Source organism: Aquimarina sp. BL5 (assembly GCF_003443675.1).
Lineage (GTDB): Bacteria > Bacteroidota > Bacteroidia > Flavobacteriales > Flavobacteriaceae > Aquimarina.
The window spans coordinates 4,708,203-4,725,984 of record NZ_CP031963.1 but is presented as its reverse complement, the minus strand read 5'-3'; the positions used below and the strand labels follow the sequence as shown (position 1 = coordinate 4,725,984).

General features: G+C 32.6%; 9 protein-coding genes. 6 read left to right on the top strand and 3 right to left on the bottom strand.

Annotated elements, in window-relative coordinates; translation table 11 throughout:
- Positions 1-56 precede the first annotated feature (56 nt).
- Positions 57-6,605: an MG2 domain-containing protein gene (locus D1818_RS19685; protein WP_118460999.1), complete on the top strand. Its 6,549-nt coding sequence runs from the start codon at positions 57-59 to the stop codon at positions 6,603-6,605.
- Positions 6,606-7,952: 1,347 nt separating this feature from the next.
- Here D1818_RS19685 and D1818_RS19680 read toward each other — a convergent pair.
- Entirely contained in the window at positions 7,953-9,092 is a 1,140-nt protein-coding gene (locus D1818_RS19680) for an AraC family transcriptional regulator (protein WP_118460996.1), read from the bottom strand.
- 301 nt (positions 9,093-9,393) lie between these two features.
- Here D1818_RS19680 and D1818_RS19675 point away from each other — a divergent pair, with 301 nt between their 5' ends.
- Positions 9,394-10,488 carry a S41 family peptidase gene (locus D1818_RS19675; RefSeq protein ID WP_118460994.1) on the top strand — a complete coding sequence of 365 codons (1,095 nt, stop codon included), beginning with the start codon at positions 9,394-9,396 and terminating at the stop codon, positions 10,486-10,488.
- A gap of 60 nt (positions 10,489-10,548) precedes the next feature.
- Here the strand turns inward: D1818_RS19675 and D1818_RS19670 are convergent, their stop codons facing one another.
- Together D1818_RS19670 and D1818_RS19665 are read right to left on the bottom strand one after the other, a co-directional pair.
- Positions 10,549-12,141: an IS1182 family transposase gene (locus tag D1818_RS19670; RefSeq protein ID WP_205487257.1), complete on the bottom strand. Its 1,593-nt coding sequence runs from the start codon at positions 12,139-12,141 to the stop codon at positions 10,549-10,551.
- Positions 12,142-12,450: 309 nt separating this feature from the next.
- Positions 12,451-13,491: a serine hydrolase gene (locus D1818_RS19665; RefSeq protein WP_118460992.1), complete on the bottom strand. Its 1,041-nt coding sequence runs from the start codon at positions 13,489-13,491 to the stop codon at positions 12,451-12,453.
- A 355-nt stretch (positions 13,492-13,846) separates the two neighbouring features.
- Here D1818_RS19665 and D1818_RS19660 point away from each other — a divergent pair, with 355 nt between their 5' ends.
- The 4 genes from D1818_RS19660 to D1818_RS19645 all read left to right on the top strand — a co-directional run bounded on the left by D1818_RS19660 (position 13,847) and on the right by D1818_RS19645 (position 17,658).
- Positions 13,847-14,713, top strand: a complete 867-nt coding sequence (locus tag D1818_RS19660) for a DKNYY domain-containing protein (protein WP_118460990.1) — start codon at positions 13,847-13,849, stop codon at positions 14,711-14,713.
- Positions 14,714-15,170: 457 nt separating this feature from the next.
- Positions 15,171-16,550, top strand: coding sequence for an IS110 family transposase (locus tag D1818_RS19655; RefSeq protein WP_118456823.1), 1,380 nt, complete (start codon positions 15,171-15,173; stop codon positions 16,548-16,550).
- Between the two features lie 57 nt (positions 16,551-16,607).
- Positions 16,608-17,201 (top strand): DUF4272 domain-containing protein, encoded by a 594-nt coding sequence (locus D1818_RS19650; protein ID WP_118460988.1) that lies wholly within the window; start codon positions 16,608-16,610, stop codon positions 17,199-17,201.
- Positions 17,202-17,463: 262 nt separating this feature from the next.
- Positions 17,464-17,658, top strand: a complete 195-nt coding sequence (locus D1818_RS19645) for a hypothetical protein (RefSeq protein WP_118460986.1) — start codon at positions 17,464-17,466, stop codon at positions 17,656-17,658.
- The last annotated feature ends 124 nt before the right edge of the window (positions 17,659-17,782 follow it).

The following is a 17,782-nucleotide window of genomic DNA, read 5'->3' as shown; positions in this document are numbered from 1 at the left end:
CATTCCTTATGGCATAAATTATATTGATTTAAGTACTTCGTAGTAAACTAACTACTATGAGAAAGCAATACTTCATCCTACCGCTATTAATCTTCCTAAGCTTTGCTGTTAATGGCCAATATAAATATGATAAATTATGGGCCAAGATTGAGAACCTAGAAATTGAAGGCAAAACAAGATCTGCCTCTAAAAAAATTAATCAAATCTATAGCTTAGCAAAAGCAGAAAGCAATCAATCGCAAATTATCAAATCCTTTTTGTATAAAGTAAAGTATACACTCTTATTAGAAGAAGACGCTAATAGCAATGTCTATCAAATGCTGCTTTCTGAAGTAAAAAACACCTCTTTCCCGACTAAGAATATCCTAGAATCTATTCTCGCCAAAAGCTTAGAAAGTTATTTAGATAGTAATGCTTATAAAATCCGAAAACGAACAGCTACTGATACTATTATTTCCACAGATTACAGAACCTGGGATATCAAAAAATTAAATAAACAAATACATTCACATTTTCAGAACTCATTGAAGCAATCTGCAGAACTTATAAAAATTAAAGATACCGTATTCTCTGAAATTTTAAAGTTCGGAGATAATGATCAAAAATATCGCAACACCCTTTATGACCTCTTAGCTAATAGAGCTATTAGTTTTTATAATGCAAATAACTATTATTACAACAAGAAAGACAGCTTCGCAATACAAAAAGATCATTATAGCATTCCTTCAATTTTTATTTCTAACCAGATAGGTAATGATCTTAAATACTCATCTATACAAAACGCTCTAGAATTATACCAAAGAATTGAAAAAGCCCATTATAAAAGAAAAGACTCCGTATCCCTTGTCCATGCATCATTAGATCGTTTAGAATTTCTTAATAGTAAAAACGATGTTTCGGACCTATTATATTTCGAAGCACTTAAGAATTTACAATCTCAATTTACAGGAACATCGCGTCTGCCCATCTTGTTACACTTAGCACACTACTTTAAGAATCATATGAGTCTCTCCTCCCATCCCGATTATAACGAAAAAGCAATAGAAATATGTAACCAAATTCTGGAAACCACGCCAAACAGCATTATAGGAATCGAAGCACTAAAACTTAAGGAACTGATCACCAATCCTAGTCTAAGTATTACCACAGAAAAGTTTATACTTCCTAACAAAAAGAGTAGAGCTTTTATCGAATATAAAGACATAAACAGTATTCATATTTCTTTTTATAAGGTTCCGTTTACCTATCAATCGATAAAAGATAGTTATTATGATATTGATTCTTTAATCACTGATTTCACAAAAAATCACATTCCGGCTAAAAAAACTGCGTATGCACTACCAAAAAATAAATATCATATAGAAAGATCAACCGAGATCATTTTACCAGCATTAGCACCTGGCAAATACATTGTTATTGCTAGAAAAGATCCGCAAGCCACTTTCGAAAATGATATTTATGGAATTAATTATGTTCAATCAACCTCATTGGCCTTAATATCCTCTTCTAGTAACAAAAAAAGCGGTTATCAGGTGGTAAATCGACATAATGGTTCGCCTATAGAAAATGCTACTATACTATTACAGGATAATAGACAAGAAAGTCCTTTTTTCAGAAAACTTATTACTGATAAAAAAGGAAGTACACGCATCAACTTAGAAAAAAAGTCTCATGAATTAAATACTTTGGTTTCTAAAGATAGTGACTCTCTTTTTTTGGAAACATCCATAGATCAACGATATACACCTTACAGTTATCGTTATAAAGGTTCTGATGATTTTGAAGCGAAAGCAAAAATATTTACAGATAGAAGCATATATCGTCCTGGACAAAAAGTATATTTTAAAGGAATACTAACACAACGGAGAAAGAAAATTTCTAGCCCGGTTTCTGGAGAATACGTTATCGTCACATTATATGACGCTAATGAAGATGAAATTAAAGAACTACGCCTGAAAACGAATGAATTTGGATCTATTCATGGAGAATTCATATTACCTACCAATAGATTAAACGGAGAATTTACAATAGAAATAGATGAAGATTACGAGGAAGATTCAGATTTTTGGGAAAACATGTATGATTTTGAGATCGCAGAACACAGGATCAAAGTAGAAGAATACAAACGTCCTAGATTCGAAATTACATTTGATAAAATAATCGAGACATATACCTTAAACGATTCGATAAAAGTAAAAGGAACTGCCAAGGCATTTTTAGGATCAGCTATATCTAAGGTCCCAGTAAATTATACCATTACCAGAGAAACGAGTTATCAACTACCTTTTGATCAAGAAGAAAAAGTTGTTACCGGAAAAACCAATACGAACTTAAAAGGAGATTTTACAATTGGGTTTATCGCTACAACTGATTCCAGAGCTACACCAGTATTAAGACCCGTTTATAGATATCGTATCGATGCGGAGATCACAGATATTAATGGAGAAACAAGAAATGAAACACAATATGTACGAGTGGGATATCATAGCCTGGAAGCTACTATTCTAATGGATCAAAAGTTATCTTCGGACAAAACAGATAATAAACTTTACGCTAGTATAAAAAACCTGAACAATCATCCAATAGGATATGAAGGAACCGTATCTATATATAAACTAAAACATCCAGATAGAGTTTTACGAAAAAGACCCTGGAGTATTCCGGATGTTCAGCAAATTCCTAAGAACACTTTTTTAAAACTATTTCCTAACGACACTTACACAACAGAATATGGCGAGCAATATGATGATACGAATCCGGTAGAAACGTATACCGTGAACACAAAAGAAGATGATAAAATTCCTTTAGGTGATATAACCAATTGGAAAGGTGGAAAATATATCGCTAAATTTCATACCAAAGATGCATTTGGTTATGACATCACTACAGAACAGCAATTTACACTTGCCAATCCTAAAGAAAAATATCTTGCCGATAAACAATTATTTGATTTAAAAATAAATGATGAGCAGGTAAGCGCTAAAAATATTTTACAAATTGAATTAAGAACTGCCGCAACATCGTTATTTGTTAATGTAGAAGCTTATCAAAAAAATAGAATCATCTTTAATGACATTGTCCAGATTATTGATGGTCAATATAACATACCTATTCGCTTAAAACAGAAAAAGGATCAAATTGATGTACAGGTTTCATTTATAAAATTCAACTGTATCTGGACAGATCAACTTAGATACTATTTCCCCCAGCAAATTGAAAATACTGATTTAAACATTGAACTAGAAACCTTTAGGAACAAGCTACAGCCTGGTACCGATGAAACCTGGAAACTTAAAATTCTAAATAGCACTGGTGATGCGGCTTCAGCAGAAGTATTAGCTTCTATGTATGATATGTCACTGGATACTTTTATTGGACACGAATGGCGAAGTGATATAAAAATACACGGACAAGAATCCTATTATTATAATAAGCTCCCAAGGATAGATACACATACTTCATTTCAGAATATTTCTATCTGGATGAAAAATCTTCAAGTTAAATATTATCGCCCTCGCAATTTCACCTATAATTCGATCAACACCTTTGGATTTCATTTTTCTAATCCAGATCGAGGTCAGAAAAATTACCTGAGAACCCTTAGCTATCATCCAAGACCATCAGAACCTAAAGTTGGCAAACGATTAAAAGCTACAGGAGGTACAATCACAGGAATTGTAACAGATGGCTTGGGTATTCCGTTACCAGGAGTAAATGTGGTCATCAAAGGAACTACTAAGGGAACACAAACCGATTTTGACGGGGTATTTACGATTCAAGCAAACAAAAACGATCTCGTTATTTTTTCTTATATCGGATTCATTTCTTCAGAAATCAAGGTACATAACAATCAAGCCTCGGTAGTAATGAGAGAAGATGCAGCTCAACTCGAAGAAGTCGTAGTTACAGCTCAAGGTATACAAACAACAAGGAAGTCTATGGGCTATGCAGTCTCTACAATAACTACAGAAGAGATTAATAGCACCTATAATGATATTCTAAAAGGCAAAGTTGCTGGAGTAGAAGTTATATCTGCTACCGGAGCTTCTGCTACGATAAAAATAAGAGGAAACTCCTCTTTTAAAAATGATAACAAAGTACTGGTTATCGTAGATGGAGTCCCTTTTTTAAAAGGACAACAATCATTAAACACGCTAGATCTAGCAGATATAAAAATGCTTAAAGGTGCTGCTGCCGAAGCCATCTACGGTAGCAGAGGAGTCAATGGTGTTATCATTATCACTACCAAAAAAGGATTGGAAGAATTGCAAAAAGTAGTCCCCAGAAAAAACTTAAAAGAAACCGCCTTTTTCTTCCCACAGTTACAAACCGACAAAAAAGGAAACGTAAGTTTTAGCTTTAGTTCACCAGAAGCATTAACTCGATGGAAGTTTCAAGCTTTTGCCTATGATAAAAAACTGAATACGAAGTTGATCCAAAGCGAGATAGTTACCCAAAAAGAACTAAGCATTGTTCCTAACATTCCTCGTTTCCTTAGAGAAGGTGATACCGTTACCATATCTGCTAAAATTGCTAATCTGGATATTAAAAAAATGAAAGGTTTGGTATCTCTAAGTTTAACTGATGAAATTTCTCAAAACGACTTAAAAACAGTATTTGTAGACAATAATAATGTGCAGAATTTTGCCATAGATGCCAGAGGAAACACATCTATACATTGGAAATTATATATTCCCTCATCTGTACAAGCTATCAGATATAAAATTGTCGCAAAAGCCGGTAAATTTAGTGATGGCGAAGAAAGCATTATTCCGGTATTAACAAACAGAATGCTAGTAACAGAAAGTGTTCCTATGTGGGTCCGTGCGGGAGAACAGAAAACCTTCGGATTTGCTAAAATGAACGATCAACCTTCTGCGACCAGACAAAACCACCAGGTCACACTAGAATACACGACCAATCCTGCATGGTTTGCTATTAAATCCATTCCGTACTTGATGGAATATCCCTACGAATGTGCAGAACAGACCTTTGCCAGGTATTACAGTAATGAAATTGCAAGTCATATCCTGAATAGCAATCCAAAAATTAAAGAGGTTTTTGATAGCTGGAAAACCAATGAACAATTCGTATCTAATCTAGAAAAGAATCAGGAGCTAAAAAACATATTGATACAGGAAACACCATGGCTCAGAAACGCTCAAAGCGAAAAAGAACAACAAGCTAGATTAGCAGAATTATTTGATCTTGCCAAAATCACTACAAAACAAGAAGCTATTTTAGAAAAGTTACAAGGAATTCAGGATGCATCCGGTGGATTTCCATGGTTTAGCGGTGGTAATGTTAACCTCTATATTACCAGACATATTGTATCCGGATTGGGACATCTAAAAAAATTACAAATTGATACAGAACACATATATACCTCGAATGTAATAGCCAAAAAAGCAATCGCCTATCTGGACAAAAAATACTTAGAAAATTATAAACGTGAGCTATTATTTGATAGCACCTACACTTTTTCTAGAAGTGATTTACACTACTTCTACGCCCGAAGTTTTTGGAAAGAAAAGTATCCAACGAGTAAAAAAATAGATAGTATTTATAAAAAACACATTCCTAAAGAACAAAAAAAGTGGATGCAGAAAGGTTTGTTTGATAAAACCATCTTAGCGTTAATTCTACAGCGAAATGGAGATCAACAAATTGCCAAAAACATTATCAAAACCTTAGAAGAAAATGCAGTGATGTCTAAGGAAAACGGAATGTATTGGAAAGAAAATAAATCTGGCTGGTATTGGCATCAATCCCCTATAGAATTACAGGCACTAATTATCGAAGCCTTCTCTGAAATTACTGGAGATACTGAAACGATCAATGAGCTAAAAACCTGGTTATTGAGAAACAAACAATTACAGAGTTGGATTACTACCAAAGCTACTACAGAAGCGATTTATGCGCTATTATTACACGGTAGTGATTGGTTATCTGTAGAAGAAGGTGCCGATATTTCTTTTGGAAAAAAATTGAATCCTGAAAAACTATTACCGATGAATTCTACAGAAGCTGGAACCGGATATATCAAAAAACAGTGGAATACTAAAGAGATTACTGATACAATGAATTATGTAACCGTACAGAACAAAAGTAGCGTACCCCAATATGGAGGATATTACTGGCAGTATTTTGAAGATTTGGATAATATCACAGCTCCAACAGCACATCAAATCATGATCAAAAAAGAACTTTTTCTTAAACAAAATGATGATGAAGGAACTGTGTTAAAAAAAATTACTGACCAAGAACAACTTAGCATAGGTAACCTAATCACAGTACGTGTGGAACTGAATGTAAAAAACAACTTTGAGTTTGTACATATGAAAGATATGCGTGCTTCTGGACTAGAACCTATCAATGTAATCTCACGATACAAACATCAGGATGGATTAGGATATTACGAAAGTACCAAAGATGCCTCTACCAATTTCTTCTTTGACTATTTACCAAAGGGAGTCTATGTTTTTGAATATGACTTACGTGTTAACAACAAAGGAGATTTCTCTAACGGAATCACTACAATCCAAAGTATGTATGCTCCAGAGTTTAGCAATCATTCTAAAGGTACGCGAATAAAAGTGGAGTGATACTCAACCTGAGTTCGACATAAGAAAATTTACTTATCATCCTAAGCATCCGCCCAAGGCGGACGGACAGGTTAATTTTTCTTCGTTTCACTATGGAAAATTATTCAGTTTGACGGCTTTTTTAAACCTTGTCCTTAGATCGAACTCACGTTATATCACAGATAGAATGAACACCTTCAAAGTCTAAGCGAAGTACCATCTAAGCATTGAGCAGTTAATATATAAAGCGCAATACGTAAATATCTTTTGAATCAATTTCATGCAATCCCAAATTTTCTAATAGATCAAGTAACATTATCGATCATCGGCACGAGGGAGTACGTAAAAGAGTCCGCGCACCGCTTTTGTTCCCATCCAGAAACCGATGGTCGATGATTGTACTCCGCGGACGTATCATATACCTTTCTGCAATACTCAAAACATACCGCTGATCGATAAAAAACAACACCTTATATATAAAAATATACGCGAGACACCAACAGATTACCGCTGGCCGATACATCATACACGATTATATACATAAGATTGCAGCGAGCGCCTAAAACCTAACTACGAATCACCAAAAGAAAGGATGATATATAAAAAAGTATATGAGGTAAGATTAATAATCCCCGATGATCCCTACAAACACATAAAAACAATGACAGTGAAACCTATCAAAACTACCTGTTTACTGATACGTCGTTTTGTTATATGGGGAATTTTATACTACTTTTAAAACAAAAAACAAAAGCTAGCCGTAGAATTAAACGTTTAATTCTACGTTTATAAACGATTACAATTGGATATATATGCAACAGTGCATATATTTGGCGTTAGGTGCAATTGTCCCATTTTGATCTGACAATTTTTTCGAAGGGATACGCTGGTATTACGGAGTTTTATTCTGATATGCAGTACGGACAAATACTTTGCTAAAAGGAATTGCCCAAGTATTTTGCGATGGTATCGTGGAGAGTTACACTATCCAAACGCTGTCACGTTATAAATACTTGATCAAGGTCGCGAAAATTTTTTACAAAGTCAAATTTGAAGCGGAATTGCGGAATGTTTATCAGAATGGAAAACGGAGTATTAAGTTCCCTGCACCAACAGATTATAGACTGATCTATAAATCCATAGGTTTGGGTAGCTCCGAAAAAGTTGGGAGTTTTTTTGCCTGCCAAAATAGAACAACTGAGATTTTATTTTTTAATTTTACGATAAATTAATCAAAAAAGAAAAGCACATAACATTATGTAAGAATGCATTGATCAAATACTTTGTCTTCGCTAACGCTGCGCAAACGATTTAATCAACGACGCTATCGCTCTTCTTACACTTATTGTTGGCGGTCATTTCAGAAAACTATTCACTTTTATCTGATTCCTTAGAATTTTCAATCTTTTTTATATACTCTGTAGGAGTGACTTTTGTAATCTCTTTAAACGCTTTGTAAAAGGTAGATTTAGAATTAAATCCAACTTCATATGCTATAGAAATTAATGTAAATTCTTTATGCTTATTTTCGTTGATTCTTTGTGAAAAATCGGCAACACGATATTCATTAACCAGTTCGTAAAATTTTTTTTTATAGATGTTATTTAAAACCCATGATAACTTATTCGTTGTCGTATTAATTTCATTCGCTAAAATAGACAAACTTAATTCTGATCTACGATATCCTTTATTTTCTTCGAAGTAAGCTTTAACCAAATTTTGAATCTTATTTATTTCTTTTTTGTCAAGTTTAGTTTTCTTTTTAGACTCATTTTCATTATTGGAGGGAAATCGAATTTTAAATATCTCAGGGTATTTTAGGTTATAAAAACTAACAATATAAATTTGGACACCAAAGATTAAACAGGATATATCATGAATTAACGGCCTTTTAATCCCTGTAATAAGATCGAACAATTCAAAAACACCTAGTAACCAAAAAAACATATACATTGCCAAGCAAAAGAGCATTACTTGTATGTATTCTATACTATTTGGACTAAAGGATAACTCTTTAGTTTCATTCTTCTTATAATAATTAAAAAGGCTGTAAGATTTAATCAGGTAAACGGTAATAGAGATAAAAAATGAGATTTCAATTGTTAAATATAAAGTGTCCGCATAATTACTTAAGTTTTCTATAGAATCATAATTGTAAATATGAAAAAAACCATATATCAAATAAAATATTACTGGTAGATAATGGTAGTATGCTAAGTGGTATTTGTCATTTTCATAAAACAACAACCGACGAATATAAGTATACACCAAAGGACCAATAAAAAGATAAAAAACATTAAATAGATATCGATATTTATAGACAACAAAATATCCTATTTCAGAACTAATAACCCTCTCAAGTAAGTAGAAGCTATAAATAGCTAATAAGTACTGTATAATTCTATTTGTTCCTGAATTTTTTTTCGGAATATACTGTATTGCAAAAATTAAAAAGATACACTGACCTATAATTAATATAAGGAAAAACTCATATAGAGATATATGCATTTGCTTAAGATTTATTTTTGAGTTCAAATATTGTTATAATTTATTCTAACAAAAAAATAAGTTTAATACTTTATCACCCTTAAAGATTAACATTCTGTTTTGCTATAATGATCTTTTCATCTAAGTAAAGAGTCAAACGAAAGGACATAATCAAAAAATAGTCTGAAACTATAGTTTAGGACATTTAATGATGAAAATTCAAAACATCTTACGACCAAAAAAGTTTTCTTTACCAGAAAAACGCAAAAATATTTACAGCTCTAAATATTAAACTTTATAATCAAATTCAAAAAAAACAAGTATGCTACGATTTAAACAAGTTTTAATCATATTATTAATCTTACAACCTATTTTAATTTATTCTCAAAAATCCATATCAAAGAGCGAAAAAAATATTGTGATTGAAAACATCAAAGTCTTAATCGATTCAAATTATGTTTTCAATGACAAAGTTAAGTCTATAAATAATTCATTAGATAGTTTAAATTTAACAGGGAAATATAATGATATTAGAGACTACAAAAAATTCGAAAAGGTTTTAACCGATGACCTTGTAGAAGTAACCAAAGACCTTCATTTTAAAGTTCGATACCACCCCGAATATGTAAAAAATAGTCGTGAACAACTCAACCGACAGGCTGCACACGAGAATGAAAAAAAACCTAAGAAAGAAGTAAGAATCGATTGGGACTTATGGTACGCAAAAAAAGAGAATTTTGGCTTTGAGAAAGTTGAAATACTTGGTGGAAATATCGGATATATAAAATATAACTTTTGGCACCCTTTAGAGTGGACAAAATCTACTCTTGATGCTACAATGAAATTCATCGCCAATACAGACGCATTAATAATCGATTTAACTGAAAATGGAGGCGGATATAGCCCTACTGATACTTACTTAGGAAGTTATTTTTTTGATGAAGAATCCATATTATGGTCATCTAACTATACTAGACCCACAGAAGAGACAGAATCCGAATACACCTTTAAAGAAGTTGGGGGAGAACGTTATCTTAATAAACTTATATTTATTTTAGTCAGTGAGGAAACTTTTTCTCTTGGAGAAAAATTCGCATATTGTATGAAACATTTTAATAAAGCAACAATCGTTGGACAAACCTCTGCTGGCGCAGCGCATGGAATTGATTATATAGAAGTAAATGATAATTTTATGATTCAACTTCCAATATCACATAATATTCATCCCATAACTCAAACAGATTGGGAAGGAACGGGTGTAATTCCCAATATAGCCACTAGCAGTAATACCGAATCTATAAAAACAACACATCTTAACGCATTAAATAAGCAAATCGAAATTTTGAAAAAACAAACAATTGTCGGGCCAATATTAAAAAGATATGAAAAAATTAAGATGGAAATAAACAACCACTAACAATGGTAACCGTTGCACAAGTACTTAACTTTTGATGGGGTTGACATTAAAAATACTATTTTAAACCTCTTTTATTTTGAAAATGCTTGTTGAAATTTCAAAAATTTGAGTGCTTAAAATGAAGGCTAGTGTTTGTATTAAGACCAATTTTTCAAAAAAAAGAGGAGCAAGTGCTTTTGCTTCACTTTTTACTCGTTTTTCTGTGAATTTTAGATATTTCTTTAAATTATAAGCCATTGCCGATAGATGCATCACTTTGTTAGCCTGCTTTATGCCAATAGTGTTGATCTTGCGCAGTCCCATAAACTGGGTGAGGGTTCCAAAAACAGGCTCTACAGTACTTTGCCGTTTGGCTTTCATTACTTTGCCTTTGGGAGTGGCTAGTCGAGCATTGTTACGCTCATATTCCTCCCGATAGTAGGTTACACTAAATTTCTTTTCTTTAGCTGTTTTTCCCAAACAGCTAAGTGATAGTGGACAGTCTCTACATATTTTACTGGAAATACGGTATTCTTTCTTTAAGGTTTGGGTACGGTAGTCTTTGAACACTTTCTTGAAAGGTACTATTGCTCTGTTGGGACAGATATAATGATCTTCACTTTTTATATATTCAAAGCCATCTGGACCACCTTTGTAAGTGCCATGTGGTGGTATGTAACCTTTGATCTCTTTATTTTCTAAATAAGCGTACACCTCTCCGCTACTATATCCTGTATCTGCCAGTACGTTTTCTAATTGAAATCCTGACTTCCACAACCGCCGTTGAACACGATCTACAATGTCCTCCATATATTGACTATCCTTACCATCTGCATGATAAGCTTTGATGTCAGTAATCACATGATTTGCCGTGTCTACACTAAGTTGGCTGCTATAATTGAGTTTTCGAGCCTTGCCTGGCTTCACACTTATTCTAGCATCTGGATCGGTTGGACTGTAGTGTGTCTTGTTGCTTGTATAACGGCTACCCTTGTTATTTGCACCTGGGCGCCTGTCTTGATTCTTGCTCCAGTTCTTGTTCCTGGACTCAATACTTTTTAGTTCTTGTTTTGTGGCAGTAATACTTTGCTGCTCTTCACTGGCTTTGTTTTCCTTGGCTTTGCGAAAAACCTCTTGATCCCGATGGCTAATATGGCGTACAGCAGCTAAGTGTGCTTCTAAATCTTGACAAGGAACTTTTAACTCCAGACTATCCATACTGGCATTTGCTTTTACGGGTGCAGAATCTATCGCTTGGGTGCGCCCTTTTACCATACCCTTGCCGATGCACATCTCCAAAATGTGGATGAATACTTGTTCAAAAATTTCTTCAGGGAACAACTGGCGTGTCCTACTGATAGTCGAATGCCAAGGTAGTGTCTCATCAATGTCATAGCCCACAAAATAGAGGATATCCAAGCGCATACTACAGTGCTCGATAAGCTTTCTATCGCTTATAATATTTTCTAGATAACCAACTAAACAAAGCTTGAAAAACACTACAGGATCAATACTACGTTGACCACTTCTACCGTAATAGGTACTGGTTTTTTTATATAAAAAGTCTAAATGCAAAACACTCTTTAAACGATAATAAAAATTGGTCTCCGCTACACGATCACTTAAACGGAAATCACTAAACAACTTCTCTTGATATATCTTTTTTCCTTGCATATCATGAAATTAATCCTTTTTACTAACTTGTGCAACAGGCACAATGGGTATAGGTAATTGCTTGTTCTCGCCTACTTTAGAAATTCCTTCGGAATTTCCAACTTGGTGTGTACTTGCAAAGTTAAGTGCTAAAACACACAACATGCTGTATAATTAATGGCCAGAAAAGCTTGATTATGAAAAGGCCTATAACCATACAGCTATACGTTAGGTGCAATTAGAAAAAATGCCGAACTCAATTTATAACAGAGGAAGTCAAGAAAATTAAACAACTGATCAACGATCTTGTAAAAGGTAGCATTTTCCTATTTAATGGAATTTTAAAATACTTTTTATTTCATCTGAAATATCTCTCACATTTTCATGTTTCTGATTTGCTTGAACTATAATAGTTAGCGCATCTTTATCTTTATAAAATCTTCTTAACATGAGTTCATAATTTCCATTTTCGCCATGATGAGAATGTTCAATAATTTTATTATTCTTCCATTCTACAAAACCTAATGGCGCTTGGATATTTCCAAGAAAATCAGCTTCTTCAGATAAAAATCTCATCGATTCTTTATTTATAATTTTATATGCATGAAGGTTATCTATCCACTGATATAAATCATTTGTAGTAAACGCAAACATAACTCCAGGGAGCGCAACATTCCAGGAATCTTCTTTATTAGCTTCATTAAAAGGAATAGCCATTAAATTTTTATCTACAAATGGAAACTCTGGAGGAATAACGGCTGTGTTTAAAGAAAAAGGAATAAATAGGTTCTCGGTTACATAATCTGTAAATGTTTGTTTGGTAATTTTTTCAACAATTTTGGACAATAACTGTGGACTATGATTGGTATATAAATAATCTTCACCCGGCTCGAAATTTAATTCTTCAATACTTTGTAAATCCTTTTTAATTTTCTTCTCAGTTATTTTTTCATTTTTTCCTAAATACTTTTCCCATTCAACTTTTGGAAGTCCACTTGTGTACTGTAATAAGTTTTTAATTGAAATTTTTGATGCCCAACTTGGAAGGTCTTTTAAATATTTATCAATTTTATCTTCGACATTTAGCAATCCTTTTTCTTGAAGTTGCATAATTGACACAGCGGGAAACTCTTTGTACACCGATCCTATACCAAAACGAAAATCTTTTGTAAGAGACACTTTCTTAGACGGATCTGAAAAACCAAAAGAATTTTCGTAAAGCGTTACTCTATTTTTAACAACTAAAACATTTCCGTTAAAATCACCTTCTGCCGCTAACTCTTCTATATAAGAATCTATCGAAGTGGGACTTTTACAATTTATAAGAATTATTGAAATAAATAATAATAAGGTAGAAAAAATACGTTTCATGATTTTTTTTGATTGATTATATTTTAAAGACGAATCAACTTAAATTTTGCTACAGTATAAATTATATTAACATTTCAAACTGAAAAATGTCCTTACTAAAGTTCATAACCTAAACTTCATCAGAATTTAACTATAACGAAAAAGCCAGCAGATAACACTGTATAAAAAACATAGAGCACTTGTGCTAATCGAAAATTCTGTGTTTATTTAGAAAGTCCACTAAATATAAAATTTGGCGTTTATAATAGAAAAGATAAAAGCAAAATATTTATATTTAGCTAAGTAATAAAACGAAACGATAGTGCTTATCACCTGCCCTACGTTTCTATACTGGACGTTGTAAACCATTAATGAAATGAAAATATCTCAAAACTTATTACACAGAAATGTACCTAGGTGTAGGGAATTTGAGATAATATCAACTATAGTTATCAAAAATAATCGCTTAGTTGAAAATTATTTTTTAGAATATAAAACGCAAACAAAATCAAATTGGTTTATAAATGACAAAAAAGGAGAATCTATAATTTTTGATAAAAACGATTGTGAATGGTTAAGCCCTACTTTTATCAGAAATAAAGATGAGCTATATGGATTTTCATTAATTGAAAAAAGTAATTCCACAAAACTCTTTTTAACGAAAGTAAAATCTAAGATAGATTTTGATTCATTCAAACCTATTGGAAGATTTTATGCAAAAGATAAGAATCATTATTATTACGGACCAGGTGGAAAAAAGATTCGAGAAGATTACTTAGAATTATTTTTTGATGACACCTATATGAATGAATGGAAAAATTTACATCCTGAAAGAAATACTCCCTTGGAGATTAAGTTGTGGAATTCGAAAATAGCAGTTTCAAAGGAAAAAGTCTATTGGAATGGTATACTAAAGAAGGACATTCACCCTAGTCTAAAAAGAATAAGTCAGTATTTTTGGGCAGACAATTATTCTGTATTTGAATTTGATTTGCAAAGGCTAAAAAAATTAGATTCGTTTGATAGACAAACATTGGTTTTCAAAAATTTTATCAGGAATGGTTCATTAGTCTCCCTTGTAACTGATATACATAAACCTGCATATTGTTATTTTAACAACTCCAAGCCAAGTCTAAGGTATGATTTTAAAAGATTTACTCCGCTTTTTGAGGAATTAAGAGGAAAGATAAGCGGTGAGTATTGGTGGTATAAAATGGAAAACGGTTGCCAACACGGTTTATAAAACATAGCTAATAAATGCTAAACCGAAAGGGTTCTGTATATTTAAAAAGTCCACCAAATCTTTTGATTTGGCTTTAGAAATAAAAAAGATAAAACAAAATACAACGCTTTAGGTAAGTGCTTAATCGAAAGTTCATTACTTTTAATTCCCGTACTAACCATAGCCGAAACGTTGGCAGTAATTCTCCACATAAAGAAACTCTATTAATTTCTTTTGCTAACGTTACGAAGTCCCGAACTTTATTGTGATCCTATGAAAGGCCGATTTTTAAACTGATGCATAATAGCTCGGGCGTAATTCTGGTTGAAATGTAAAAGCCTCTGAATTCGTGGTTCAGAGGCTTGTTGATAATTTCAGTGGTGGAACTGATTGCTCAGTTACCCCGTTCAGAATAATTTTCAAGTACAAAGTTACATTTCCTTAGGGTCATTTTTTATGAATCTTTAATTTTTTTAAAATGGAAAGAAAAATGAAACTAGGAATGGATGTGGTGAATTTCAATGCAGCAGGAATTGATATTGGAAGTCGTTCTCATTATGCTGCTATTGGTCAAGAGTTAGAAGATGTAAAAGAGTTTGGCGTATATGCTGAGGATTTGACTTCATTATGTGAGTGGTTTGTGAGCAACGATGTAACTACTGTAGCTATGGAATCTACAGGAGATTATTGGCAGAATCTATATACGGAACTTATTAGTTTTGGTTTTGAGGTAGTACTAGTCAATGGGAAATTCACTAAAAATGCCAAAGGAAAAAAGACCGATGTGAAAGATTGTAGATGGATACAAAAACTACATACTCTTGGGCTACTTACGGGAAGTTTTCTACCAGATCTTGTTACTGAACATTTACGAACATATTGCCGACAAAGAACAAATTGGATTGAACTTGCTTCATCTGCAACACATAAAATGCAGAAATATCTAAAACTACTGAACTTCAGATTGGATGTAGTAGTCAAAGATGTTTGCGGACTTACTGGAATGAAAATCATTGAAGATATCTGTAAAGGTAATCTTGATCCATATAACCTAGCAGAACATCGGCATTTTAACTGTAGAAAACCTAAAGAAGAAATTGCAAAAGCGCTACACGGTAATAATAGAGAAGACTTCCTTTTTGGATTGCAACAAGAGCTCAAAAGTTATCAATTCTTCCAAAGAAACATAAAAGCTTGTGACAAAAAGATTGAGCAGTTTATAAAACAAGAACTCAAACAATATCCCGAAAGAAAAAAACTCAAAACAACAGAAAAAACTTATAAAAGAATCAATAAAAATGCTCCTAAAATTAAAAATATGAATCAAATTGCTTTTAGATATTTTGATGGTGTTGACCTTTTTGCAATTGAAGGATTGAGTCATTCATCCATTCTTAGCATTATGAGCGAAATTGGACCTGAAGGTTTTAAAAAATTCCCTACTGCTAAACATTTTACCTCTTGGCTAAGGTTGGCTCCCAACAACAAAATATCTGGAGGAAAAATACTAAGTAATAGAGTGCCCAAAGGAAGTAACAGACTCAAAATAGCACTCAGGCAAGCAGCAAATGCTATTGGAAACTTAAAAGATACTCATCTTTCTGATTTTTTCAGAAGAGTAGCCTACAGGAAGGGAAGGCACTCAGCGGTAAGCGCAACAGCTAGAAAGTTGGCAGTAATAATATGGAATATGATAACTAAGAAAATACAATACCAACCGCCTAAACTATATTTATTCCTCGATCAAAAAAGAAAACTAGGGCTTGTCAAAAGAATTAAAAAACAAATCGATAAATTTGACTTAAAACCCGAAGATTTAGGGTTTAACAACAGCATAATAATCAATAAACAAAATTGACGTTAGTCAGAATTAGAGAAAAATGTAGAACTGGTTAAAAAAAGGAAATCCAAAAAAATGAGTGACATAAAAACAGAATTTGAGGATGAACAAGAAGATGAAATAGTCGTTAGAAAACCAATAGAAGTTGCAGAAAGGGTTTTAGCCTTATTAGCTGTTATTGGAAAAGTTCATCAAGGAAATGACTCTAAATTTACTGATTGGTTTAATAATAATTCAATTGAAAAATATCTTTCGCATCAAGAAACTATTTTTCTAAATATGGATTCACCTAAACAAAATACAATCAGAGATTTTAGTTGGAGAGCAGAAGCGCTAACTTCGTTACTTTGGGGAATAAATATGATTGAACGTATGCCTCCATTAAACCAAAAATTTGATGTTTATTCAATAAATGGATTGTCAGAAATAATCAATGATCCCAATGAATTTAAAAACAAAATTAAATTGAGAACTGACTCCGACCTTAATAATATGGAAGAAGAACTGTATAATCAGCATTGGAGAGTTAGAGATGCTCAATTATTTGGAATTTTTGAAAAAGAAATGCCTGCTGAGTTAGACCCAAGTGTGGTTTATGAAAGAAGGTATGGAATGAGCTGGTTAGTTGGCTGGGGAGATGATTGGGATCATGTTCCAACTGATACTTAAAAACAACTATTGCCAACACGGTGTATAAAACGTAGTTAATAAGTACAAATCCAAAAGGTTTGTGTATATTTAAAAAGTCTGCCAAATTTTTAATTTGGCTTTTAAAATCTCTAAAAACAGAATCTGACTCTGATCTAATTTCTGACCTAATAAATCAAATTGAAAAAGAGACTATTCTACTAAGCCTAGCATTCACTCAACCCGTAAAAAAGAAAATATCAATTTAAAAAACAGATTATATTTTACTTTCCAAAATAAAGGCATGACGGAATCAAATTTCACTGAATCCGATAATGAATTAAGAAGAATAGAAAATACTAATTCAGAAAGTTATATCAATGTAATTTCAATGCAAATTGAAAAATGGGTTATTAAAACTTTTTGGACAAATGCTAATAACTTTAAAGGTGTAATCCGATTCCCATCTCCGAGAAGTATTTCTGAGCAAATTAAATAATATAAACACTTATAATTGCCGGGACATAAAGTTAATGAAACCGAATTTAATAAAATGATTAATAAATTGACGTTTAAATAGTACATTGCTAAAACTATATACAGCAAATATTAAAAACAAAATA

Coding starts and splice junctions, on each gene's coding strand:
- D1818_RS19680 (WP_118460996.1), bottom strand. CDS start 9,092: ATGCATATATCTCTATATGAGTTTTTCCTTATATTAATTATAGGTCAG.
- D1818_RS19685 (WP_118460999.1), top strand. CDS start 57: ATGAGAAAGCAATACTTCATCCTACCGCTATTAATCTTCCTAAGCTTT.
- D1818_RS19650 (WP_118460988.1), top strand. CDS start 16,608: ATGAGTGACATAAAAACAGAATTTGAGGATGAACAAGAAGATGAAATA.
- D1818_RS19670 (WP_205487257.1), bottom strand. CDS start 12,141: ATGCAAGGAAAAAAGATATATCAAGAGAAGTTGTTTAGTGATTTCCGT.
- D1818_RS19665 (WP_118460992.1), bottom strand. CDS start 13,491: ATGAAACGTATTTTTTCTACCTTATTATTATTTATTTCAATAATTCTT.
- D1818_RS19675 (WP_118460994.1), top strand. CDS start 9,394: ATGCTACGATTTAAACAAGTTTTAATCATATTATTAATCTTACAACCT.
- D1818_RS19655 (WP_118456823.1), top strand. CDS start 15,171: ATGGAAAGAAAAATGAAACTAGGAATGGATGTGGTGAATTTCAATGCA.
- D1818_RS19645 (WP_118460986.1), top strand. CDS start 17,464: ATGACGGAATCAAATTTCACTGAATCCGATAATGAATTAAGAAGAATA.
- D1818_RS19660 (WP_118460990.1), top strand. CDS start 13,847: ATGAAAATATCTCAAAACTTATTACACAGAAATGTACCTAGGTGTAGG.